Source organism: Dactylosporangium roseum (genome assembly GCF_025264685.1).
Classification (GTDB): domain Bacteria; phylum Actinomycetota; class Actinomycetes; order Mycobacteriales; family Micromonosporaceae; genus Dactylosporangium; species Dactylosporangium roseum.
In genome coordinates, this window is the sequence record NZ_CP073721.1 from 7828819 (window position 1) to 7851023 (window position 22205).

Consider the following 22205-nt stretch of genomic DNA (forward strand, 5'->3'; position numbering starts at 1 on the left):
TTCGCAGTCGACCGAGTTGAAGCCAGAACCTCGTTGCTTGCAGAGCCGTCGAGCCAATCACCTACAGACGTCCATGGGCGTGGCGGTGCCCCCTGGCAACACGTGAGGTCAAGCTGACCGCGCCGAGCGAATGGACCAACCCAGGAGGAACAGCTCATGGGCGACCTGTCCGTCTTCGAGCATTTGAGTGGCCAGTTGGCACGCTTATGCCACGTGGCTGGAGCCGATCCGGGCACACCCATCGACCTATTGAGAGATCTACTCGGCCCTGCCGGATCGCGGCGGCTGTCCGAGTTACCGGCCTGGCCGTCCAACGTCGCGGACGACCACACGCCCGTCGAATTCTCTGTCGCCTTCAACAAGGGAGAGCCACCAGCGCTGCGGATCCTGGGTGAGGCAATCGGTTCACCACCCGGCCCGCTGCCGAATCTGTCCGCCGCGCGCAGCTTTCTCGACACACAGGTGCACCGGTTCGGTCTGTCGACCGCCAAATGGGACAGGGTGCAGGACCTCTTCGCCACGGAGCATCCACAGGGAGAGTTCGCCCTGTGGTGGTCGCTGGTGTTTCGCAGCGGCCGGCGGCCGGAATTCAAGGTGTACTTCAATCCGGAGGTCGACGGAGTGCAGCGGGCCCCGGTGCTGGTGGCCGAAGCGCTGCGCCGACTCGGGTTTGGCACGTCCTACCGGACCATGCTGGACCGCGGTGTCCGGCCGGGCGAGCTGGGGCGGGCCGACCGGCTGACGTTCTTCGCGCTGGACCTGCACGACGTGCCGCAAGCCCGGGTGAAGCTCTACCTCACCCATCACGGTGCCGAGGTCCGGGACGTGATCCGGGCGGCCGGCGCGGTCGACGACGTGGACGTGACCGCACTCGCCGACTTCTGCGCGGCTGCCGGAGGCGGCACCGGCCCGTTCGACCGCCGGCCGCTCGTGAGCAGCTACACCATCACCCAGGGCGCCGACAAGCCGGTCGGCTACAGCCTGTACGTGCCGATCCGAAGTTACGTCCACGACGACGAAGAAGCCCGGGACCGGGCGGCGGTGCTGCTCGCCCGGCACGGATTCGACAGCTCAGCGCTCGATCGGGCGATCACCGCGGTGACACAGCGGCCGCTTCGCGCCGGTGTCGGGCTGATCGCCCACGTCTCATTGCGGCTGGGCCCACCACGACCGGGCGTGACCGTCTACCTGTCGTCCGAGGCGTACCAGGTGAGTCCGCCACGCCCACGGCGGGCACCGGCGATCCGAACCCCAGCCGAGCACCCGTTCGAGCAATCGGTCGAACTGCCGGCCGAACGCAGCGCCGCCTGACACCCGCGAACGTTCGAGGAGCGAGGCTATGCCCACAGGCCCGGCCAAACTGCCGCCGCCATACCGGATCAAGGTCGTCGAACCGATTCCCTTCCTCAGCGCCGAGGAGCGCCGACTGGCCTTGACGGAAGCCGGCTACAACCCGTTCAACCTGCGCGCCGACCAGGTCACCATCGACCTGCTCTCCGACTCGGGCACCGGAGCCACCTCGGCTGCGCAGGAGGCCGCCGCCGCGCTCGGCGACGAGTCCTACGCGGGGGCCCGATCCTGGTTCCGGTTCCGCGACGAGGTCCGTGACCTCACCGGCTATCCGCACATCCTGCCGGTTCACCAGGGCCGGGCCGGCGAACGGATCCTGTTCGGCAGCCTCCTGAAACCCGGCCAGATCTGCATCAGCAACACCCATTTCGACACCACCCACGCCAACGTCGAACTGGCCGGCGCCGAGCCACGAGACCTGCCGTGTCCGGAAGCGGCCGATCTCGACAGTGACGAACCGTTCAAGGGCAACATCGACCTCGACGCGCTGGAACGAGTCCTGACCGGCCCGGAGGGGCACCGCGTCGGGCTGGTCCTGGTGACCATCACCAACAACGGCCTCGGTGCGCAGCCGGTATCCATGGCCAACCTCGAGGCCGTCCGGGAGCTGTGCCGGCGCCACGCCGTGCCGTTCTTCTTGGACGCGGCGCGGTTCGCGGAGAACGCCTGGCTGGTTCGCGAGCGGGAGCCGGCCTACAGCGACTGGACACCGCGGCAAATCGCCACCCGCGCTTTCCAGCTCGCTGACGGATGCGTGGTGTCCTTGAAGAAGGACGGGTTGACGGCGATCGGCGGACTCATCGGCCTGCGGGACGACGACCTGTATGCCGTGTGTGAGGCGAACCTGATCGCCACCGAAGGGTTCAGCACCTACGGCGGGCTGGCCGGCCACGACCTCGAACGGCTCGCCCAAGGACTGCAGGAGGTCGTCGACCCGGCATACCTGCGATCCCGCGCCGCGTCCACCGCACGACTGACCCAGATGATCAACGACGCCGGCGTGGACACCGTCCAGCCGCCCGGCATCCACGCCCTGTACCTCAACGCCGGCAGGCTGCTGCCCCACCTGGCGCCGCACGAGTTCCCCGGACACTCGCTGGGGTGTCAGTTGTATCTCGACGGCGGCATCCGCTGCGCCGAGCTCGGGTCGCTGTATCTGGGCGGCATGGACGACGAGCACCAGCTCGTGACCCCCGCGCCCTTCGAGCTCGTGCGGCTGGCGATCCCGCGCCGGGTCTACACCGACACTCACTTCGAATACGTGGCATCAGTGCTCGCCGACATCGCCAAGGCGCCCGAGCGGGTCCGCGGCTATCGGATCGTCTCGTCACCGCGCCTGCTGCGGCACTTCAAGGTACGGCTGGAACCGCTCGCCCCAGGAGTCGTGGCATAGACGGAGGTTCAAGGCGGTCCTGAAGGCCGCTGCTGTGCGTGCTGACCAAGACCTGACCTCGACCCTGTGAAGGATGCAGCGATGCGCAGAATCCTGATTGTGGGCGCGGGCCAATGTGGACTGCTGCTCGGCCACGGCCTGCTCCAGGCAGGTGACTACGATGTGACCATCCTGTCGGCGCGGACCCCCGACGAGCTCCGTCGGGCCCGGCCGACATCGACCCAGGTCATGTTCGGCCCAGCGGTGGCCGTCGAACGGCGGCTCGGACTCGATCTGTGGGCCGACGACACACCCGCCATCGCCGGGCTGCACTGGACCGTCGCGGCACCACCCGGCGGTGACCGCCTGGACATCTACGGTGCCCTGGACGCGCCGGCGCGCAGCACCGACCAGCGGGTCAAGATGGCCGGCTGGCTGGAGCTGTTCGAGGAGCTCGGCGGTACCGTCCGCACCGAGGAGACGGCCGTCAGCGGTCTCGACGAGATCGCCGAGTCGGGCCGCTACGACCTGATCGTCATCGCCGCCGGCCGCGGCGACCTGACCGCGCTGTTCGACCGGGATCCCTCCCGCTCCCCCTACACCACACCGCAACGCGGCCTGGCCGCCGCCTACGTCCACGGCATGGGCCGCGACCCGGACACCGACCTGTGGCCCAACGTCTCGTTCACGGTGCTGCCGGGCGCCGGCGAGCTGATCCTCATCCCGGCGCTGACCACAACGGGACAGTGCGACATCCTGTTCTGGGAGTCCGTCCCCGGCGGGCCGCTGGACGTGTTCGGCGACCGTCCCGACCCTGGCGAGCACCTGACGCGGGCGGTCGGGCTGATCGGCGAACACACCCCGTGGCTGTACGAGCGTTGTGCCCACCTGGAGCTGACGGACCCGCACGCCACCCTGACCGGCCGCTTCACCCCCACCGTGCGGCGACCGGTCGGCGAACTGCCGTCGGGCGGGCTGGTCCTCGGGGCCGCCGACGTGGTCGTCACCAACGACCCCATCGTCGCGCAGGGCGCCAACGCCGCCGCACGCTGCGCCGCCGGCTACCTGGCCGCGATCCTCGACCACGGCGACGATCCGTTCGACCGTGACTGGATGCACAACACCTTCGAGCGGTTCTGGGCGGACACCGCCGAGCAGGTGACCAACTTGACCAACGGGATGCTCCAGCCGCCACCCGAACACATCCAACGCGTCCTCGCCACGGCGGCGCAACTCCCCGAGGTGGCCGGCCGCCTCGCCAACGGGTTCGCCGACCCGAACAGCCTCACCGACTGGTTCATGACCCCGGACGGCGCCGACCGCTACCTCGGCCAGGTCGCAGCCCGCGCCGGTCGGCCGGCGGTGAGTGCTTCCGAGCCACCGATCAACTGACCGGCATGCGTGCCATCGCGTGCCGAACCAGGGTGATCAATGCTTGTTTGCTGGATGCCTTGTCGCGGGCGTCGACCCACAGGAACGGAACGGAGGGATCGAGCTCCAAGGCCGACCGAATCTCGTCCTGGCTGTACGGACACTCGCCGAAGAACCGGTTGACGGCAACGACGAACGGGATACCCCGCCGCTCGAAGTAGTCGACGGCGGGGAAGCTGGTGCCGAGCCTTCTGGTGTCGACCAGCACGATCGCACCCACCGCACCCTGCGCGAGTTCGTCCCACATGAACCAGAACCGGTCCTGCCCCGGCGTGCCGAACAGGTAAAGCACGACGTCCGGGCTGATGGTGATGCGCCCGAAGTCCAGGGCGACCGTGGTGTTCGTCTTGTCCTCGATGCCCGTCACGTCGTCGACGCCGACACTGGCCTGGGTGAGGACCTCCTCCGTGGTCAGTGGCGGAATCTCACTGACCGAGGCGACCAACGTGGTCTTGCCGGTACCGAAGCCGCCTGCCACAACGACCTTGACTGATTGGCGATTCACGTATGTCAGTCCTCTTGCCTAGAGTCTTTCGAGACCGGCGAGCACCGTTTCCAACATCCGACGATCCACGATCGTCTGCTGCGCCGGAAATCCGATGCCGAGATACCCCTGCTCCAGGAGCACGTCAACCATGACTTTCATGATGGTGAGCGGGCAGTTCAGGTAGGCGGCGAGCTCGGCGATGGACATCCAGTTCACGCACCGGTTGACGATGTCCTCGTACTCCGGCTCCAGCCGTCTCGCGTGGGCCGGGAGGGCGATGACCTGGGTGGCGAGGTCCAGGTTGTTGTTCCGTGGACTCGTCTTCCCGTTGACAAGGATGTACAGCGGGACGAGCCGCCCGCCCTCCGCCGCGTCGTCGCCGTCCCATACGTCATGCGCCATGGCCCAGGCCAGGTTGACCGTTGGCCGTCATCGCAGCCGAGCGTGCTTCGGTGCCGAGATACTCGCCGATGCGGGTCACCAGGCGGCGCATCTCGTAGGCGACCGTGCCCATGTCGACGACTGACTCGCACAGCACCGCCAGGCGGGCATTCGGGCCGGCCGCGGCGAGAAACAGGACTCCATCGTGATACTCGATGACGACCTGATCCACCGCGCCGCTGCCGATCCGCCGGCCCGTTCCCGCGGCAACGCTGTACATCGAAGACGACGCGGCGGCCAGGATCTCCGCGGTGTCCTGCGGCAGCGACGTGGATTTCTGAATGATCAGCCCATCGGTGGACACGACGACCGCATCGCGAACATGCGGAACCTTGACAAGATCGTCCAGCAACCAGGTCAGGTCATTCTGCGGTGTTGAGTGGTTCATGCTTCCCCACCTTGATCAGCACTGGTGAAAGTGTTGTCGTAGTTCGCCGTCCGACCGTCGGACGGCGTCAATCCGGCCCGTCCTCGCTGGTACCGCGCGTACCGGTCCCGGACGTCTTCCGGCGACTTCGCAACCGTCGTCTCCTGCGCTCTGGTGGCTGGCGCGTCTTCCTCCAGCAGTTCGGGCGCGAGGTGCTGTTGGGGTTGGCGGTGCGGTAGCGCCGGCCGGGTGGCGGCTTGCGGATTGGGCGGCTCGGCGCCAAATCCACTCGCGGTGAACGACGCCGGTTGACGGGGAATGACAGCGCTTCCGTTGGAAAAGTCACTGCTCATCACTCCGCCGGTGAGGTCGGCTCGGCGATGTGTGCCGGAGTGGACGGCGTGGGTCTCGTGGGATTCCAGGATCGACCCGCTGGAGGCCGCCGGGGCGGTCGCGACGGCCGCGACGGTCGCGACCCCGGCTGTGGGGCGCAGGTCGTACCGTCGGACGTCGTCAGGTCGAGTGGCTCTCGGCACGGCCGGATGAGTGCGGGCGTCGGTCCGCTCAGCGGCGGGCACGTCGGGCGACTCGGCCCCGACGGCCCCGACGGCGGAGAGCACCCGCTCGGGCAGCAGCACGATGGCCAACAGCCCGCCGTACGCCGACCTGCGGAGACTGACCTGGACGCCGTCGCGCTTGGCCAGCTCGGCCACGACGTGCAGGCCGACCTGGGTGCCGCCCTTGAGCTCCGTCACGTCCGGAGTGGGCGCGGTGGCCAGCAGCTCGTTGGCGCGCTCCACGGCTTCTGCGTTCATGCCGACGCCGGCGTCTTCGATTTCCACCGCGACGCCGTGCGGGACCTCGACGCACGTGACCCAGACCGTTGTCGTCGGCGAGGAGAACGCCAGCGCGTTGTCCAGCAGCTCGGCCAAGAGGTGGACGGTTCCGGCGATGGCCGGCCCGACCAGTGCCACGTCAGGCGCGTCACGCAACGTGATCCGCTGGTAATCCTGCGTCTCGGCGAACGCCGCCAGCAGCACCCGGCGCAGCGGCACCGGATTCTTGAAACGCCGGCCGATCTGGCCACCGGCCAGGATGACGAGGTTTTCCAGGAAGCGCCGGGTCTGGTTGAGCTGGTGGTGGATGTCGAAGAGCTGCGGGAGCACCTCCTCGTCACCGATTCGGTTCTGCAGGCCCTCGATCACCTGGAGGCCGCGTTGCAGAGGGCGCTGCGGGCGGCGCGCGACGCCCATGAGCATCGCGGTGCCGGCAGCCCGGGTCTTCGCCTCGTCAACAGCCGCACCCGCGGCAGCGTGCAGCGACCGGTTGATGACGTCCGCGACCTGACCGATCTCGTCGCTTCCGTAGTCCTTCGTCGGTAGCTCGACGTCGAGATCAACCGGTTCGCGTCGGCGCAGCCGGTCCATCATGGCGGGCAGCCGCTGATCGACCGTCTCGGCGGCATCCCTGCCCAGCCGCGCCAAGCGCACGGACAGGCCCTGGTCAACCAGGATCTGCGATTGACGGACCGCCCACAGGATCGCGGCGATCGCGACGCAGAGGGCGATCAGACTTCCCAACGATGCGACGAGGAGCTGATTGTTCCCGGTCCGCAGGGTCTGGGCCGACACCTGGTCGGCTTCCAGAACGGTCAGATTGATCAGATCGTCGGAAACCTGGCGGGTCAGCACCTGCCAGCGAGCAACGTCGACGGGCAGTGCGCGAGGCACGCCGCTGCGCCACGGACCGTTGGCGATGATCGCGTTCTCCGCGATGACCAATTGCTTCCACGTGTCGCTCGCCATGACGTTCTCGTACCGCTGACGTACCTCCGGCTGCAGGTGTGGAGCAACGCTCGTCAGGCCGAACCGGTAGGCGCCCACCAGGTTGACGAATGCGAGATGGTCCTGATCGCTGAGCGCTCGGGCCCCGAACGCGGCCTCGATCGCCGATCCAGCACGGGACATCAGGTCGCTGGCCCGCCACACCTCGGTCGCCGCGATGCCCCCCTTGGTCGCCGTGGCGTCGGGCACCATCCGAGCCTGCGTGTCGAACAGGGCGGTGGCGGCATCGAGCAACTGGTTGTAGAAGTCGTACGCATCCTGGGCGTCGGCCGACTTGGCGTCGATCGTGCTTCGTACACCCGAAAGCTGGTCAAGGAAGCCTGTCACCGCCTTCCACCGCGTCACGATGGACTCCGGAGCGTTGGCCAACCCCGCGTCGGCGACCGTCCGCAGCTTCGACAACCGCTGGTCGGTCTGCTGCCGTTGCTCAAGCAGGTCCTGCACGCCCTTGGACGGCTGGCTGAGGTAGGCGACGCTCAACCGCCGCTCCTGCTGGATCGACGCCAACGCGGAAACCGCCGGAATCGACACCGTGCGGACGCCGTTGGCGACCTCCCGGTTGTACCAGCCTTGAAACACGAGGTAACCGGACGCTACGAGCCACAGGAGGACCGCCACGACACCAGGGACGAGGACCAGTCTGATGATCCGCCGCTTGATGGACCGCTGCCGGCCGCCGCGGCGGCTCGACTGATCGCGATCATATGAATCGTGCTGTCTGCTTGTGGGGTCGGCCACTTTTCGCGCCAACTCTCATCCAATCATAGGCAGCCCAAGGGGACGGCGGGCGACAATTGCTGGCCAACGCCGATGCGGGTCCAACCCTACCGGTGCGGTCGGTGCTCGCACTACCCATCCGACAGTGCACTGTATGGCTGGATTGATTTGCAGTGGTCAGCGGCGATGCCGCCGGCATAACCGGTGGACCGGTCCCGACAAGGAGAATCTCGGCGACGAGTTCGGCGACGATTCCCCCGAATTGTGATTGAACCTTCGTCGGCCGTCCGCGCCCCGAGCCCCTGTGTTTCCGTGCGACCCGGCCGTGTGGTCGGGCCTGGTACGGCGGCGGCCGGCTGCGCGTGCGTGCGGCCCAGGTTCGCGAGTGCTGCCGGGTGGCGACCGCTGCCGTCGCCGGCGCTCCCGGTCCGATGCCGACACCGACGCTTTCCTCGAAACGAGCAGCCGGTAGGCACGGTGAAGCCACCGCATGCGCAACCGCGGGACATCAATAGGCGCATGACGATATTGTCATACTCCAATTGTTACCGGTATTTTACGTGTGAGTATCCTTGTCCGTGACCCGGCGGCCGAACAGCTCCTCGCGCTTGTCCGCGACAAGCCCTTCGACGGCGTGGACGGCGGCGGCGGCGCGGGCGTCCCACGAGTGTCGCTCGGCGAAGTCGCGGCGGGCCTCGACCAGCTCCGGCACGTGGGACTCCGTCGCCGCCTCCCGCACCGCCGCCACGAAGGTCTTCGGCGTGTCGGCGACCCTGATGAGCGGCGTGTCGAGCCAGTGCACCGCCGGCAGGTCGGTGCTGACCGCCGGCCTGCCCGCGGCCAGGGTCTCCAGCGTCTTGAGCGGGAACGACGCACGGTTGAAGGCGGTGTCGCGATACGGCGTGATCCCGACGTCGACGGCACGCAGGAACGATGGCACCGCCTCGAACGGCTGCCGCCCCGCCCAGTGCACGTTGTCGCGGGCGGCCAGCGCGGCGAAGCGCTCCGGCTCCCAGCGCGCGTCGTGGGGGCCGACGAGGAGCAGTGAAAGCCCGTCGTCGGCAAGCGCTTCGAGCAGGTCGATGTCGATGCGCTCGGAGAGGTGCCCGAGCGCGCCGACGACCGGGCCCGGAAGTGCCGAGGCGGGCTCGGCCGGGGCGATGCCGTCCAGATCGCGGTAGGCGGAGGTCTGCACCCCGTTGGGGATCAACTCCAGGTGCCGCGCGCCGAGTGACGACCAGCGCTCCGCCAGCACCGAGGAGACCGCGAGGACCAGATCGGCGTGGGCGAGCTGGCGCCGCTCGTCCCGCGCGACCCGCTTCGAGTCGTGCCCCATGAGGTCGGCGCCGGCGACGTAGTCGTCCGTGCCGTAGAGGACCTTCACCACCCCGGGGTGCCAGCCGCGGAGCACGTCGACGAGGTTGCACGCGATCACCGCGTGCGGCCGTCGGCCGAGGTGGCGCAGCGCCGCCCGGGTCTGCGCCCTGACCAGCGCGGCGGTGCTTACCTTGACGAAGGGTCGGGTGTGCAACGGCAGTGCACGGGGGGTGAGCCGGGTGATCCGATCGTTCAGGCGCGCGAGTTTGGGCGTGACGCCGAACCGGGATGCGCCGTACCGGTAGCGGTCCGAGGTCGCCACCGAGATCGGCGGGTCGACCCACAGGATCTCGGCGTGCGCCGCCAACGCGGTGGCCAGGAGCCGGTCAGGACTCACCACACCGTCCCACGACGTTCCGGCGAAGATGATGTAAAGCGGCTCTACCACTGCCGTGTCCTTCTCTGGCCCCGGACCGGAACCCCGTCAAGATCAATGAGACGAGGCCCTCTACCCGGGTTCCACAGTTCGACACCCACGGCGATCCACGAACATTCGACGCCACGACGCCACGGCGCTACGGACCGATCGCCACCGTCGTCCAGGCTCGCGCCACCTCGCCGTCGGTGAACTCCACCAGGCCGAGGTATCGCCGGGCCGTGGACAGCGCCGACCACGACACGTCGAAGGACACCGTCTCGTCCGGGGCCGCCGGCGCCGAGGCCGGCGTCACGGACAGATTGGCGGGTGCGCCCGCGCCGACCAGGAACAGGTGTGCCCGCACCTTCTGCTCGGCGACGCCGGCAGGCAGGCCGAACTGCACCACGTACACCTCGAAGACCCCCGCGGTCGACAGCGGGATCTCCTCGTCGGCCGTCGTGCCGTCGCCGCGGCCGATCAGCGTGGTGCCGTCGTAGACGTACAAGTCGAGGTCGGTGCCGAGGGCGTGGTCGGCGGCGAACGTGGACACCCGCGCGAGCTTCGTGCCCGGCGGGACCCTGACCTCGAACGTGAAGATGCTCGGCGCCACGCCGGGGGCGCTCGGCAGGAACGCCGCCGTGCTGCCGACGAGCTTGCGGGTGTGGACCATGGACGGGGCCAGGCCGTACGCGCGGGCCGTCACCGTGCCCGAGTAGCCCGACCGCAGGTCGATCGTGCCGCGGCCGGCCGGGCCGGTGCCGGCGATCTCGCCGGGGCCGGTGAGCGCGACCGGGCGGACGCCGACGGGGCTGCGCACCGCGTGGCCGCGCAGGTCCGTCCACGTCATCGAGCCGAACGTCCACTCGCGGAACGGCGCCGACGTGCGGGTCACGGTGACGGTGAACGTCGCGCTCTTGCCCGCTCCCACGCTGATCGTCGACGGCGTGACCGTCAGGGTCGTGCCCGGCGGCGGCGACACGGTCGCCGTGTAGACGCTGGGCTGCTCGCCGACGTTGGTCACGGTCCGGGTGACCGTTGCCGTGCCGGGCAGCGAGCCGATCGCGATCGAGGGGTAGTTGAGGTCGCTCGGGTCGATCGTGCCGACGACCGGGCACCAGTCGCTGACGAGCTGCAACTGGCCGAGGCCGCACGCGTAGCGGACCCAGTCCCGCACGCCGGATTCGTAGACCAGGCCGGGGTCGAAGGCGCGGTCCGGGCGTACGTGACCCGCGCCGTAGTCGAGGGGTGTGGCGTCGACGTCGCCGCGCTGGATCCGGCCGTTCGTGTTGTCGACGACGCCGGCGGTGGTCATCAGCGCCGACTGGACCGCCGACGGCGACCAGCCCGGGTGCTTCGCGCGCAGCAGCGCGGCGATGCCGGCGATGTGCGGGCTCGACATCGACGTGCCCGACTCGCCGTCATAGAGGTTGCCGTGGTGGCCGGCCGGGGAGACACCGGCGACGATGTCGACGCCGGGCGCGGTGATGTCGGGCTTGATGAGGTCGCCGCCACCCGCGACGGCGGGGCCGGCCGACGAGAAGGCCGCCATCGCCGGTGCGCGCGGCACGACCTTCGACACCGCGGACAGCGAAGCGGTCGGGGAGGGTTCCGAGACGTACGCCTTGATCGCCGCGCCCGCGACGTGGTCCACGTGCACCGTGGGGACGACGTGGTAGTCGGCGTTGAGGGAGTTCTCGTCGGCGTTGTAGAGCACCATCCCGATCCCGCCGGCGTCGCGGACGGCGATGCTCTTGTCGGTGCGCGGGTTGACGCCCCGCCTGCACAGCACGATCCGGCCCTTGACCTTCGCCGGGTCTAGCGTGCCGGGATGGCACAGCTCGACCTTCGTCGCCTCCGCGGCGGGCAGGCCGGCGGCGACGGAGTCCACGAGCGGGGCGGACGGCAGCGCCGGACCCTGGCCGACGCCGGTGTAGGTCTTGCCGTTGCCGAGGGTCACGGACTTGACCGCGCCACGGTCGTGTGAGCTGGCCGCGACGGTCGTGACCCATGGGGCGTTGTGCGCGACGGTGGAGGCGCCGGGCCCGGAGTTGCCGGCGGACGTGGCGACGAACACTCCGGCCGCGGCGGCGTTGAGGAAGGCCAGCTCGATCGGGTCGACCACGAGCGACGCCGAGCCGGAGACGGAGTAGTTGAGGACGTCGACGCCGTCGGCCACCGCGTCGTCGACCGCGTCGAGCAGGTCGACGGTGCCGCCGGAGCCCTCGCCGTCGGCCTGGCGCCACAGCGCCTTGTAGACCGCGATCCGCGCCGCGGGCGCCATACCGGAGACGTTTCCGACGAGCTCGTGGTTGACGGTCGCCGGCACGTCGTGCAGGCCCGCCGCGGTGGTCGCCGTATGTGTGCCGTGGCCGTCGTAGTCGCGCGGCGACCGGAACTCCCCCGGCCAGTCACCGAAGCCGCTGCTGTCGTAGTAGCGCGCGCCGATCACCTTGTTGTTGCAGGTGATCCGCTGCTGCGGGGGGCCGGTGCCCTCGTCGCACCTGTCGACGCCGTCGGCGTACCACTTCTTCTCGATCGTCGCCCGGTCGGGCCGGGGCTCGGGCAGCGGGGCCAGGCTTGGGCTCTCCGGCCAGAAGCCGGTGTCGACGACACCGATGATCATGCCTTCGCCGGCGTGGGTCGGGTCGCCGAAGCGCTTCTCCCACCCGCCACCGGCGCCGCTCAGGCCGAGGAAGGCCGGCGTGGAGAAGGTCTGGACCGTCCGCTTCTCGTTCTTCCACAGCCGCACGACCCCCGGAGTCCGCTCGACACGGGCCTTCTGCGCCGGGGTCAGCGCCGCGGCGAAGCCGTTGAAGACGGTCTCGTAGTCGGCGACGGTCTTCGTGACGCCGGCGGCTCGCAGGACCGCCGCCCGGTTGGACCGGATGCCCGCCCGCAGCGACTCGCGCCGGCCGGTCGGGTCACCGGCCAACTGGACGATGTAGAGCGCCGGGTCCGCCTTCGCGGAGGCCGCCGGGGCGGGCAGCGCGAAGACGGTTGACAGCACCAGGGTGAGTGCGAGAAGGATTCGGCCCACGTGGCCAGCCTAATTGTGGCGATTTGCCCTAGCTCAAGAACGCCAGATGATCCTTGAGCAGCGCGTATCCGACGAACGCCACGATGTCCAGCAGCGAGTGGGCGACGATCAGCGGCATGACCCGCCGCGTGCGGCGGAAGAAGTACCCGAAGACGAGGCCCATCACGAGGTTGCCGGCGAACCCGGCGCCGAAGCCCTGGTACAGGTGGTATGAACCGCGGATCACGGCACTCGTCATGATCGCGATCCAGCCGTTCCAGCCGAGGTCCCGCAGGCGCGTCAGCAGGTAGCCGATCATGACGATCTCTTCGAGCACCGCGTTTTGGATCGCGGCGAGGACCAGCACCGGAACCGCCCACCACACCGGCTCCAGGGCCGCGGGCACGATCTGCGCGCTGATGCCGATCTCGCGCGAGAGCCAGACGAGGCCGAGTCCGGGCAGCCCGATGAGCGCCGCGAGCGCCGCACCGGTCCCCAGGTCGAAACCGGGACGGCGGAAGTCCAGGCCGATCGCCGGAGGCGGAGTCGAGCGTCCCAGGAGGTGTACGGCCAGCAGCGCCGGCACGACCCCCAGCGTGATCCCGGCGAGCTGGTAGGCGAGGTCGAGCCACGGCCGGTCCGGGGTCACCGACGGGTTGAGGGTGGCGGTCTGCTCCGACAGCGGCTTGACGAACGTGAGCCGGTCGACGATGCGCAGGATCGCGTAGATCGCGGACGAGCCGAGCGACACCCCGAGGACCAGCAGCACCTCGACCCGGACACCCCGCCTGTCGATCACCGCGCAACTGTAGCCGCACCATGGCGGCCAGGCGGACAGGCCGGCGCCGCACTGCCGGCCCGTCCGCGCGGTCTTTCAGGAATCACCGAAGGCGTCGTACTTGATGCGTATGGCCGGGACCTGCATCTCCGCGAGGGTGCGCAGGGTGGCGCGGACCATCGTGGCGGAGCCGGAGACGAAGAAGTCGTGATCCTGCCACGGTCCGTAGCGGGCCACGACCTGCGAGATGTTGCCGTGTTCGCCGGGGAATTCCGGGTCGTCGCTGGTCGCGGTGACGACCGAGAGCCAGGGGTACCGCGCCGCGAGGCGGTTGAGGCAGTCCAGGTCGTACAGATCGTCGCGGTCCCGGGCGCCGAAGAAGACGTGGACCCAGCGCGTCCGGTTGGCCCGGGTCATCTCCTCGATGAGGGCCTTGATCGGGGCGAGACCGGTGCCGCCGGCCACGCAGACGATGTCCCGGGTCGACCGGCGGTCGAGGGTCATCGAACCCATCGGCGCGCCCAGGCGGATCATGTCACCGGGCTGCACCCGCCGTACCAGCGCGGAGGACACCCAGCCGGCGCCCACCGCGCGCACGTGGAAGTCGACGGAGCCGTCCTTGCGGGGCGCGTTGGCCATGGAGTAGGCCCGCCACAGGCGCGGCTGGTACCTGGTCTCGACGCTGACGTACTGCCCGGCGCGGAATTCGAGCGGCAGCATCGGCCGGCAGGTGATCACAGCGATGTCCCGGCTGCGGCGCTCGTGGTGGAGCACCTCGGCGTGCCAGTAGGGCGGGTTGGCGCTGTCGGCCTCGGCGCCCTCGATCATCTTGCGCGCGATCGCCGCATAGCCGTCGCGCCACGCCTGCTCGTACTCGTAGCCCCACTCCTCGCCGGCGAACGTCCGCAGCGCCTCGATCAACGCGTCGCCGACGATGTCGTAGTGCTGGGGCTCGACGTGGAACTTGCGGTGATCGCGGCCGAGCGCCTCGAGGTAGTCCGCGAACTGGTCGGGATCGCCGAACGTCTGTACCGCTGTGACGATGGCGCCCAGCAGACGGGAGCGCTGGACGTCCATCTGGACCGGGAACAGGTCCCGCAACTGGGGGTTGTTGAGGAACATGCGCGCGTAGAAGTAGCTCGCGACCTTGTCCTGTTGTTCCTCGACGAGTGTCCAGCTCTCCTTCAGTAATCGCGACAGATTGCTCATCGGTACCCTTCGCCGTCCAACGTTAGGAGCCGTCTATGAAGCAGCGTCACTACCTGGGCGGATTTCTCATCGCACTGGATGTGCGACGCGGGACGGAGACGGCCGATTTCCCCGTGACGCGCCGCCGCCCGCGCTGGACAGGCAGCTCGACCGGCGGGGCCGTCGCACCGGCTGTCCGGCCACCTCCCGGACGCGATGTCACGGTGGATGACACCGTGCTCACGCCCCGGAGGTAACCGTGCCCGCACTGTCGGACCGTCAGGTTCTGTCCGAGCTCGACGACCGGATGCGGCTCTTCATCCGACGCCAGGCGGTGATGTTCGTCGCGACCGGCGAGCCGGACGACGGTCACGACTGCACGTTCGTCACCGGCGGAACGGGCTTCGTGCGGGTGCTCGACGTCAACCGGCTGGCCTGGCCCGAGTTCGACGATGTGAGCCTGTCGGACGCGATCGCGGACATCACGCTGGATCCGCGGATCAGCCTGCTGTTCGTCGACTTCGCCCGCGGTGCGGTCGGGCTGCACGTCAACGGCAGGGCGAAGGTCGTCGACGACGACGCGATGCGGCGCGCCTACCGGTCGGTGCGCCTCGACCCGAGCCTTGCGCTGGTGGCCGACCGGCGCCCGTCGCGCTGGATCACGGTGTACGTCGAGGAGGCCTACCTCTCCGCCGCCGGCGAACTGCTGTGAGGTCGGACCGCGCGGTCCGCCGTCGACCCCGCCGAACGCTCCGCCGGGCCCGCCCGGCCGGCCTGCGCCGACCCGATCGGGCCGCACCCGGCACCTCGATTCGCCCCGGAAGGCGTAGCACCTCGTTGAGCGCGATCGCGGTGAGCACACCAAGGGTCAACGGGCCCTGCGTGTTCACGAACAAACCGGAGACCAACCCGACAAGCACCGCGACGCCGACCGTGAGAATCCGAATCGTCAGGACGAATCCCATTGACATTCGCTGCTGTGGCATAACGCGATAGAACCGGTATTCATTCATGTGCAGCTAGATCCCGAGGGGTTCACACCCGGTTCACGGTCATTCACACTATGTGGATGGGTGCGAGCCGGGTCCCCGCCGACCGTGACGACCCCGAAACAGGCGAGCTCTCCGCCGCACACGGGGCCTTCAGCGCCGAGGTCCGCCGGTTGAGGCTGCTCGCCGGCCTGTCGCAGAAGTCCCTGGCGAGGCGGATCGGCTGCAATACCTCCTACGTCTCGAAAATGGAGTGTGGCGCCGTCCCACCCACGGTGGATTTCGCGCGCCTGGCGGACGACGCACTACGGGCCGGCGGTGACCTGGTCGACCGCTGGCAGACCTGGTACGAACTGCGCCGGCGTGGGGATGCGGGACGGCAGACGGCGGTTTCCGAGGCAATCAACGTCGAGACAGCGTCGACCACCCTGCTCGTGACGCACGAGCGCACCACCCTCTCGTTCGACGGCGACGCCTACGCGATAACGGTGCTGCGCGAGCTCGAGAACCGAACCGAACGGTCGTACAACGGCTACGAGGTCCGGATCCACGTCGATGCCTTTCCGGACGACGTCGAACGCTCGCGGGTACACCACCGGGCACATCCCCTGGTCTGGGACCACCTCGGCTTTCGGTGTTGGTGGGCGCCGATGATGAGCGATCTCGACCCGCGAAAACCGGGTGCGGGCCCCACGATCGAACTCGTCGCCGACCCGACCCAGACCGTCACCGACAAGATGATCGAGGGCTGGATCCGCTTCGAGGGCAAACGGTACGGGGAACTGTTGACGCTGCACCCCGGACGCCGACTGGCGCTCATGTACTCCTACACGGTCAGCTCGACACAATGGGGCACCTGGTACCAGCGCCGGATGCGCGTGCCGACGCGACGCCTCGACGTGGAACTGGACTTCCCCCAGGGATTACGCACGCTGGTATGGGGCAAGGCAATCACGGCCGGTGACCGCATCGGACCCCTCGGCTCGCAGATCGACGAGCATACGGAAAACGGCCGCTCGATCTGGTCGTGGACGAACGGCAAGCCGGAATTCGGCGACCGCTACCGCTTCGAGTGGCGATTCGGCAATCCGCCTTCTCGGCAACCAGAGGAGCACCGATGACCAGCGATGTGGCCTATGGCCCACAGACCACGGAAGCCTTCGGCATCGTCGATCAGAGACCGAGCGAGGTGATGTCGGCGCTCGGCATCGTCCAGTTGGGCAACCCCATCCTCACCAGAGCGACCCGGCCATTCGTGCTCCCGGACGAACAGGACGAGGTGCTGCGCATCCTGGACCGGCTCACTGCGGTTGCGGACGCGGTTGGGCGGGTGCACAACTTCACCACCGGCGCCATGGGCCTGGCCGCACCACAGATCAACGAGCCACGGTCCATCGCGGTGTTCCGTGCGGCGGGCCAGCCCCAGCTCGTACTGGTCAACCCGCGGGTCGTCGAGGTGGGGCCGCCCAGCGAACAGGAGTGGGAGGAGACCAGCGAGGGCTGTCTGAGCTTCTTCGACTTCCGCTGTTACCTGCGACGGCCCCGGACCGCGGTGATCAGTTACCTCACGGTGACCGGCGAACCGGTGACGGTACGGTTCGACAAAGGCAGATTGGCCCGCGACGTGCTGCACGAGGTGGACCACCTCAACGGCATCTTGTGCCTGGATCGGCTCGAGCCCGGAACGCCGACGATCTCGGTGGTGTGACCCGACCTCAGACCGTCGCCGGGGAGCCGACCAGCCTCTCGAAGGTCGCTACGTCAACGTCACGCAACGAAGCCACGTGAACGTGAGCGAGCGGCGACCGCACCGTGCTGGAGACGTTGAGCACCAGGCAACCGGCGGCTGCGGCACTTTCCACGCCGCGCGCCGAATCCTCCACCGCCACGCAGGCGCCGGTGGGAACGCCCAGCCGAGCGGCCGCGACGGCGTACGATTCCGGATCGGGCTTGGGTCGGTGGCCGTCATCGCCGCAGACGACGACGTCGAACGCGTCCGAGCCGGCTTCGGCCAGCACGTACGCGACCAACTCCCGATACGTCGAGGTCACCAGGCCTGTTCGGAATCCCGCCGCCTTCACTGCCGTGAGAAGTTCCCGCGCACCCGGGAGCCACAGCACGCCACGCGCATACGACTGGGATACCTTTTGCTGAACAGCGGCGACGTCGGCCGCGATGTCGTGGCCGACCCAGCCGAACTGTTCGTGGATGTACCGCATGGCCAAGGTCGAATCCAGGCCGCTGAGGCTCCGCAGCAGTTCTTCGGTGACCCGGCCCTGACGCGAATGCACAAGGCTCGTATTCGCCGCACCCCAAACAGGTTCGCTGTCAATCAACGTGCCGTCGAGATCGAACAGAATGGCGCGCAACGCGACTCCTCGTTGAGTACCCCGGGGGAAGAGGGTCATCCTAGCGTCGGCGAAGGACCCGCCCATCACACGCGGCGGCATCTCGGTCCACCCGATCGAGTACGCCGGCCGCGCGCAGACCGTTACGCGCGGCCGGCTCCACGAAAGGGGGATCCGCCCAGTCCTCGGGCTCCTCGACGGCGCCCTCGGGACGGGTGCCGCGGAACCTCCATTCCAGCCGGTAGTAGTCATGCAGTGTCGCGGCCTCGGTGTGCCACGAGAACACCGCCCGACCATCCTCGGACAGTTCCTGGGTGATGGGGGTCCGCAGCGGAACCTCCTCAGCGGACAGCGAGGTCTGCACCCCCCAAACCACCGGACGCATTTGCGCCGGAAACTCGACCTCGACTGTGAGCTGGCGGGTGGGCAGCCGGATGGCCCGCTCGAACCAGTTTCCCCATTTGTCGATCCCGATGTGCCATGAATACGCGATCGTGGTGCGCTGGCCCGGATATAGCGGGAACCGGCCTTGCGCATTCTCGAACAGCAGCCACAGCTCCTTGAGCGTGTCGCGGTCGGTCTTCGCCCGCCAGTCCATCGGTTCACCGGCACAGCTCGCCACAAGCGCCAGCTCGCCAAGCGACAGCGGGTGATCATGATGGTGGCGATTGGAGCGCGCGGGATCGTCCGGGTAGCGATCCACGGAGATCCGAACCAGATACCGGGTGATCGGCTCGGTGCCGGCGTTGTAGAGGGCACGGCGGACCGTGCACCGGTATTTGCCGTCGACGTAGGACAGGCGGGCGGTCTCCCGCTCCACGACCAGTCCCGTGCCGGGCGGCAGCCACTGATCCGGTACGGGCGGATCCCTCCCCGGCGGCCCCACGCGGCTGCGGGCGGTCGCACGCAGTTCGTCGTACTCCTTGTACCGCTGCCAGATGGCCCCGCCGCTCTGCAGGATCGCCTCGGCGCGCCGGGCGAAGTCCTCGGTGGGGCGGTGGCGGCGCGCCTCGACATGGCTGACGTAGGAGGCGTCGAAGCCCATCGCGGCCGCCAACTGCTTCTTGGACATGCCCCGGTCGACGCGCCACCGCGCGAACTCCGCGACGAACGTCTCAGACGCCCGCTGCACGGGTGAAGAGTCGTTCGTGGTCATCTCCGGCCCAGCCCTACAGGGAGACGGCCCCTGTCCGTTTAGTGTCCCCGAGTCCGGCTGCCGACCAGGTCAAGCGGACAGATTCCTGACAAAATGGTTGACAACACCGCGACATCAGTCTTGATCAACGCATTTCGATCACCGCGCGCCCTCCCGTCGACTACGTAACGTAGCCGCTCTGGCGCGACGATCAAACACTGGTTAGGCTTACCTAATACCTGTATCGTGGGCGCTTGGCAGGCATGTCTGGGGGTATCTGACGGTGGTGAGCACCAAGCACGCGCACAGCACGGCCGCGCCGTCACGGTGCCACCGGCTCGGGCCACCCACCGTTTTCGGCGACCCAACGTGACCGCGCTCATCAGTCGCGGCTCGGCCGAGCCGCTGGCACCCGTCGTGGCGACCCTGGCCGCCTTACAGCACCGGCACGGCAAAGATTCACTCCAGGGGCTGGTGCCCGGACTCGTCGCCGGACCGGCGCAGGGCTGGCACAGCGCGGGTGAGCTCCGGGTCCCCGATCTGCTGGACACCGCGGCCCGGCGCTGGAGCGCGCAGCCGCACGCCGCCGCCGCGCTCGCGTGGAAGTGCTACTCCTACTGGCTGGCGCTGCCGGCCGTCCTCGGCTTCGCCGCCTCCCGACGCGTGCCGCTGATGACGCCCGATCACGTGCTGGTGCGCTACTCGCCGAATCAGCCCTTCCTCACCTTGGCGCTGCACGACCCGGTGACCGCGGTGCTGGCGACCGACCCGGTCGTCACCACCGACACGCCCGGCCTGCTCATCGTCGACGACGAGGAAGAACTGCTCGGCGTGCTGCGCCGGTCGCTGGTCGACGCGCACCTCGACCCGCTGATCGACGAGTTCCACAAACACGTCCGCATCGGCCGGCGCACGCTGTGGGGCTCGGTCGCCTCCGGCGTCGCCTACGGCCTGTCGCGCGCCGGCGACTCCCTGCCCGGCCCTACGATCGACATCGCACGCCGGGTCCTCACCGTGCTCGACGCCGAGTCGCTGGTCGACCTGGCGGAACGACCCGGCGGCGGCCTCGACATTCAGCGCCGCACCTGCTGTTTGGCCTTCACCCTGCCGACACCGAAAGTGTGCAGCACCTGCTGCATCCAGCAGCAACTGCCGTAGTTCCGGGATCTCGGCGCGCGGCGTTCCTGCGGACCGCGTAATTTGAAGACCATCAGCGAGAGCATTTCGACCAAGCACACCAGGCACGTCCGCCTGGGCGATCACCTCTGCCTGCCGTTCGCCAGTGACGTCGAGCAGCGTGAGGTGGTGTCCGCGTACATCGCCGACGGGCTGACCCGCGGCGAACGGGTGCTCTACTACTCGGACAAGACCGCACCCGACGCCATCGACGCGTGGCTCGACCCGCGGGGCATCGACGGCGCGCTCGCCATCGCCCGTGGCCAGCTCAAGGTGCGTCCGGCCAGCGAGGCGACGTTCGACCCGGTCGACCTCGTCGACGGCATCCAACACGCGATCCGCGAGGCCCGGGTCGCCGGCTTCCAGGGACTGCGGCTCACCGGCGAGATGAGCTGGGCACTGCGCAGCCTGCCGGACACTGTGCGGCTGCACGAGTACGAGTCCGGCGTCGCCTCGACGGTCGTGGAGTCGGGTGACCTGGCGGCGATCTGCCAGTACGACGAACGGCTCTTCGAACGGGCCGACATGACCGGCCTGGTGGCCTGCCACACCAGCGTCGTGCGCATCGACCCGCTCCACGACGACCGGCGGCTGCGCATCGTCCCCACCTTCTCCCCGCGCGGTCTCAAGGTCGCCGGCACCGTCGACGACGCGACCGCCGGAGCCTTCGCCGACGCGCTCGCGCAGGCCGGGGCCTGGACCACCGCCGAGCCGGTGATCGCGCTCGACCTCGCCGACCTCCAGTTCATCGACGTGGCCGGCATCCGGGCCATGGTCCGTTTCGCCGAGTCGATCGCGCCAGAACGCAAGCTGCTGGTTCGCCACCTGTCGCCGACCCTGCGCAAGGTGCTGCGCATCGTCGGCTGGGACGCGACGCCCGGCCTGTCCTTCGACGGGGAGCCGACGTGCTGATCCATCAGGCACTGCTGTTCGACTCCCCGTCGACGTTCCTCGCCGCCGCCGTGCCCTTCGTGACCGAGGGCCTGCACCGAGGCGACACGGTCGTCGCGGCGACCTCGTCCGACAACACCGAGCTCTTGCGCGACCACCTCGACCACGGCACCGCCTCCGAGGTCACGTTCCTGTCGCCGACGAACTGGTTCGACTCGCCGGGCCGCACCCTCAACGCCCACCACCGCCGCATCGACGCCCTGCGCGGCGACAGGGGCATCCTGCGGGTCCTCGGCGAGCCCGTGTGGACCGGGCTCGACGATCTGGAGACGGCGGAGTGGGGCCGCTACGAGTCGGTCATGAACGTCGCGCTCGCAAGCTCCCGCGCCTGGGTCATGTGCGGCTACGACAGTCGCACCCTGCCTCCCGCGATCGTGGACGACGCCCGGCGCACCCATCCCGAGCTGGCCGTCGGCACCGGCAGCGAGAGCAGCAGCACGTACGCCGACCCGGCCTACTACTACACCGAGCACAACGCGCCGCTGATCGCGCGCCCCGACCACGACGTCGAATGGTTGCCGATCTTCGGTGACCTCGCGCCGGTCCGGCAGTTCGTCGCCGACCACGCGGTCCGCATGGGCGTCCCGGCGGCCCGGCTCGACGACCTCACGCTCGCGGTCAACGAGGTGGCGACCAACGCGCTGCGCCACGGTGCCGGCCACGGCGAGGCCCGGATGTGGGCCACGGACCGGCGGGTCGTCTGCGAGGTCGTCGACCCGGGCGTGGCGGCGGGCAACTTCCTCGGCTTCCTCCGCGCCGATCCGCAGGCGGGCAAGGGGCACGGGCTGTGGATCGCCCGCCAGATCTGCGACCTGCTGGAGATGCGCACGGATGAGGCCGGGACGACGGTACGGCTGCACATACGGCGCTCGTCGTAGGC

The 22205-nt window shown here is 69.0% G+C and carries 18 protein-coding genes and 1 pseudogene; 9 read left to right on the forward strand and 10 right to left on the reverse strand.

The features are described 5' to 3' along the window. Nucleotides 1-156 precede the first annotated feature (156 nt). The 3 genes from Drose_RS36830 to Drose_RS36840 all read left to right on the forward strand — a co-directional run bounded on the left by Drose_RS36830 (nucleotide 157) and on the right by Drose_RS36840 (nucleotide 4114). Nucleotides 157-1311 carry a tryptophan dimethylallyltransferase family protein gene (locus Drose_RS36830; RefSeq protein WP_260725811.1) on the forward strand — a complete coding sequence of 385 codons (1155 nt, stop codon included), beginning with the start codon at nucleotides 157-159 and terminating at the stop codon, nucleotides 1309-1311. A gap of 28 nt (nucleotides 1312-1339) precedes the next feature. Next, nucleotides 1340-2743 (forward strand): tryptophanase, encoded by a 1404-nt coding sequence (locus Drose_RS36835; protein WP_260725812.1) that lies wholly within the window; start codon nucleotides 1340-1342, stop codon nucleotides 2741-2743. A gap of 81 nt (nucleotides 2744-2824) precedes the next feature. Then, the gene (locus tag Drose_RS36840; RefSeq protein WP_260725813.1) at nucleotides 2825-4114 is read left to right on the forward strand and encodes a styrene monooxygenase/indole monooxygenase family protein; all 1290 of its coding nucleotides are present in this window, start codon (nucleotides 2825-2827) and stop codon (nucleotides 4112-4114) included. On the opposite strand, the gene Drose_RS36845 is transcribed toward Drose_RS36840, so the two are convergent. From Drose_RS36845 to Drose_RS36890, 8 genes are all read right to left on the reverse strand, one after another. Next, nucleotides 4107-4658 (reverse strand): GTP-binding protein, encoded by a 552-nt coding sequence (locus tag Drose_RS36845; protein WP_260725814.1) that lies wholly within the window; start codon nucleotides 4656-4658, stop codon nucleotides 4107-4109. The genes Drose_RS36840 and Drose_RS36845 overlap by 8 nt on opposite strands. 18 nt (nucleotides 4659-4676) lie before the next feature. Further along, a complete protein-coding gene (locus Drose_RS36850) occupies nucleotides 4677-5042 on the reverse strand; it encodes a DUF742 domain-containing protein (protein WP_260725815.1) in 366 nt (121 codons plus the stop codon). Then, entirely contained in the window at nucleotides 5032-5469 is a 438-nt protein-coding gene (locus Drose_RS36855; protein WP_260725816.1) for a roadblock/LC7 domain-containing protein, read from the reverse strand. The genes Drose_RS36850 and Drose_RS36855 overlap by 11 nt, the downstream gene beginning before the upstream one ends. Beyond that, the gene (locus tag Drose_RS36860; RefSeq protein WP_260725817.1) at nucleotides 5466-7910 is read right to left on the reverse strand and encodes a sensor histidine kinase; all 2445 of its coding nucleotides are present in this window, start codon (nucleotides 7908-7910) and stop codon (nucleotides 5466-5468) included. Before Drose_RS36860 ends, Drose_RS36855 begins: the two co-directional genes overlap by 4 nt. A 655-nt stretch (nucleotides 7911-8565) precedes the next feature. Then, complete coding sequence (locus tag Drose_RS36865) at nucleotides 8566-9774, reverse strand: glycosyltransferase (RefSeq protein WP_260725818.1); 1209 nt, start codon at nucleotides 9772-9774, stop codon at nucleotides 8566-8568. Nucleotides 9775-9901: 127 nt separating this feature from the next. Next, nucleotides 9902-12781, reverse strand: a complete 2880-nt coding sequence (locus tag Drose_RS38890) for a S8 family peptidase (protein ID WP_313899975.1) — start codon at nucleotides 12779-12781, stop codon at nucleotides 9902-9904. A gap of 28 nt (nucleotides 12782-12809) precedes the next feature. Then, nucleotides 12810-13559 carry a CPBP family intramembrane glutamic endopeptidase gene (locus Drose_RS36885; protein ID WP_260725819.1) on the reverse strand — a complete coding sequence of 250 codons (750 nt, stop codon included), beginning with the start codon at nucleotides 13557-13559 and terminating at the stop codon, nucleotides 12810-12812. A 75-nt stretch (nucleotides 13560-13634) separates the two neighbouring features. Then, nucleotides 13635-14747: a globin domain-containing protein gene (locus Drose_RS36890; RefSeq protein WP_260725820.1), complete on the reverse strand. Its 1113-nt coding sequence runs from the start codon at nucleotides 14745-14747 to the stop codon at nucleotides 13635-13637. Nucleotides 14748-14985: 238 nt separating this feature from the next. On the opposite strand from Drose_RS36890, the gene Drose_RS36895 reads away from it, so the two are divergent. From Drose_RS36895 to Drose_RS36905, 3 genes are all read left to right on the forward strand, one after another. Then, a complete protein-coding gene (locus Drose_RS36895) occupies nucleotides 14986-15438 on the forward strand; it encodes a pyridoxamine 5'-phosphate oxidase family protein (RefSeq protein ID WP_260725821.1) in 453 nt (150 codons plus the stop codon). 450 nt (nucleotides 15439-15888) lie between these two features. Beyond that, nucleotides 15889-16836 (forward strand): helix-turn-helix domain-containing protein, encoded by a 948-nt coding sequence (locus Drose_RS36900; RefSeq protein WP_260725822.1) that lies wholly within the window; start codon nucleotides 15889-15891, stop codon nucleotides 16834-16836. Then, entirely contained in the window at nucleotides 16833-17423 is a 591-nt protein-coding gene (locus tag Drose_RS36905; RefSeq protein ID WP_260725823.1) for a peptide deformylase, read from the forward strand. Before Drose_RS36900 ends, Drose_RS36905 begins: the two co-directional genes overlap by 4 nt. Nucleotides 17424-17430: 7 nt before the next feature. On the opposite strand, the gene Drose_RS36910 is transcribed toward Drose_RS36905, so the two are convergent. After that, nucleotides 17431-18084 (reverse strand): HAD family hydrolase, encoded by a 654-nt coding sequence (locus tag Drose_RS36910; protein WP_260725824.1) that lies wholly within the window; start codon nucleotides 18082-18084, stop codon nucleotides 17431-17433. 97 nt (nucleotides 18085-18181) lie between these two features. Next, nucleotides 18182-19219: pseudogene (locus tag Drose_RS36915) on the reverse strand (helix-turn-helix domain-containing protein); the annotation flags it as partial. 348 nt (nucleotides 19220-19567) lie between these two features. Between Drose_RS36915 and Drose_RS36920 the strand changes: the two are divergent. The 3 genes from Drose_RS36920 to Drose_RS36930 are packed head-to-tail and all read left to right on the forward strand — an operon-like array spanning nucleotide 19568 to nucleotide 22203. After that, entirely contained in the window at nucleotides 19568-20356 is a 789-nt protein-coding gene (locus tag Drose_RS36920; protein ID WP_260725825.1) for an IucA/IucC family C-terminal-domain containing protein, read from the forward strand. A 42-nt stretch (nucleotides 20357-20398) separates the two neighbouring features. Further along, a complete protein-coding gene (locus tag Drose_RS36925) occupies nucleotides 20399-21286 on the forward strand; it encodes an MEDS domain-containing protein (RefSeq protein WP_260725826.1) in 888 nt (295 codons plus the stop codon). Continuing rightward, entirely contained in the window at nucleotides 21280-22203 is a 924-nt protein-coding gene (locus tag Drose_RS36930) for a sensor histidine kinase (protein WP_260725827.1), read from the forward strand. The genes Drose_RS36925 and Drose_RS36930 overlap by 7 nt, the downstream gene beginning before the upstream one ends. The last annotated feature ends 2 nt before the right edge of the window (nucleotides 22204-22205 follow it).

Coding starts and splice junctions, on each gene's coding strand:
- Drose_RS36905 (WP_260725823.1), top strand. CDS start 16,833: ATGACCAGCGATGTGGCCTATGGCCCACAGACCACGGAAGCCTTCGGC.
- Drose_RS36840 (WP_260725813.1), top strand. CDS start 2,825: ATGCGCAGAATCCTGATTGTGGGCGCGGGCCAATGTGGACTGCTGCTC.
- Drose_RS36850 (WP_260725815.1), bottom strand. CDS start 5,042: ATGGCGCATGACGTATGGGACGGCGACGACGCGGCGGAGGGCGGGCGG.
- Drose_RS36830 (WP_260725811.1), top strand. CDS start 157: ATGGGCGACCTGTCCGTCTTCGAGCATTTGAGTGGCCAGTTGGCACGC.
- Drose_RS36855 (WP_260725816.1), bottom strand. CDS start 5,469: ATGAACCACTCAACACCGCAGAATGACCTGACCTGGTTGCTGGACGAT.
- Drose_RS36835 (WP_260725812.1), top strand. CDS start 1,340: ATGCCCACAGGCCCGGCCAAACTGCCGCCGCCATACCGGATCAAGGTC.
- Drose_RS36890 (WP_260725820.1), bottom strand. CDS start 14,747: ATGAGCAATCTGTCGCGATTACTGAAGGAGAGCTGGACACTCGTCGAG.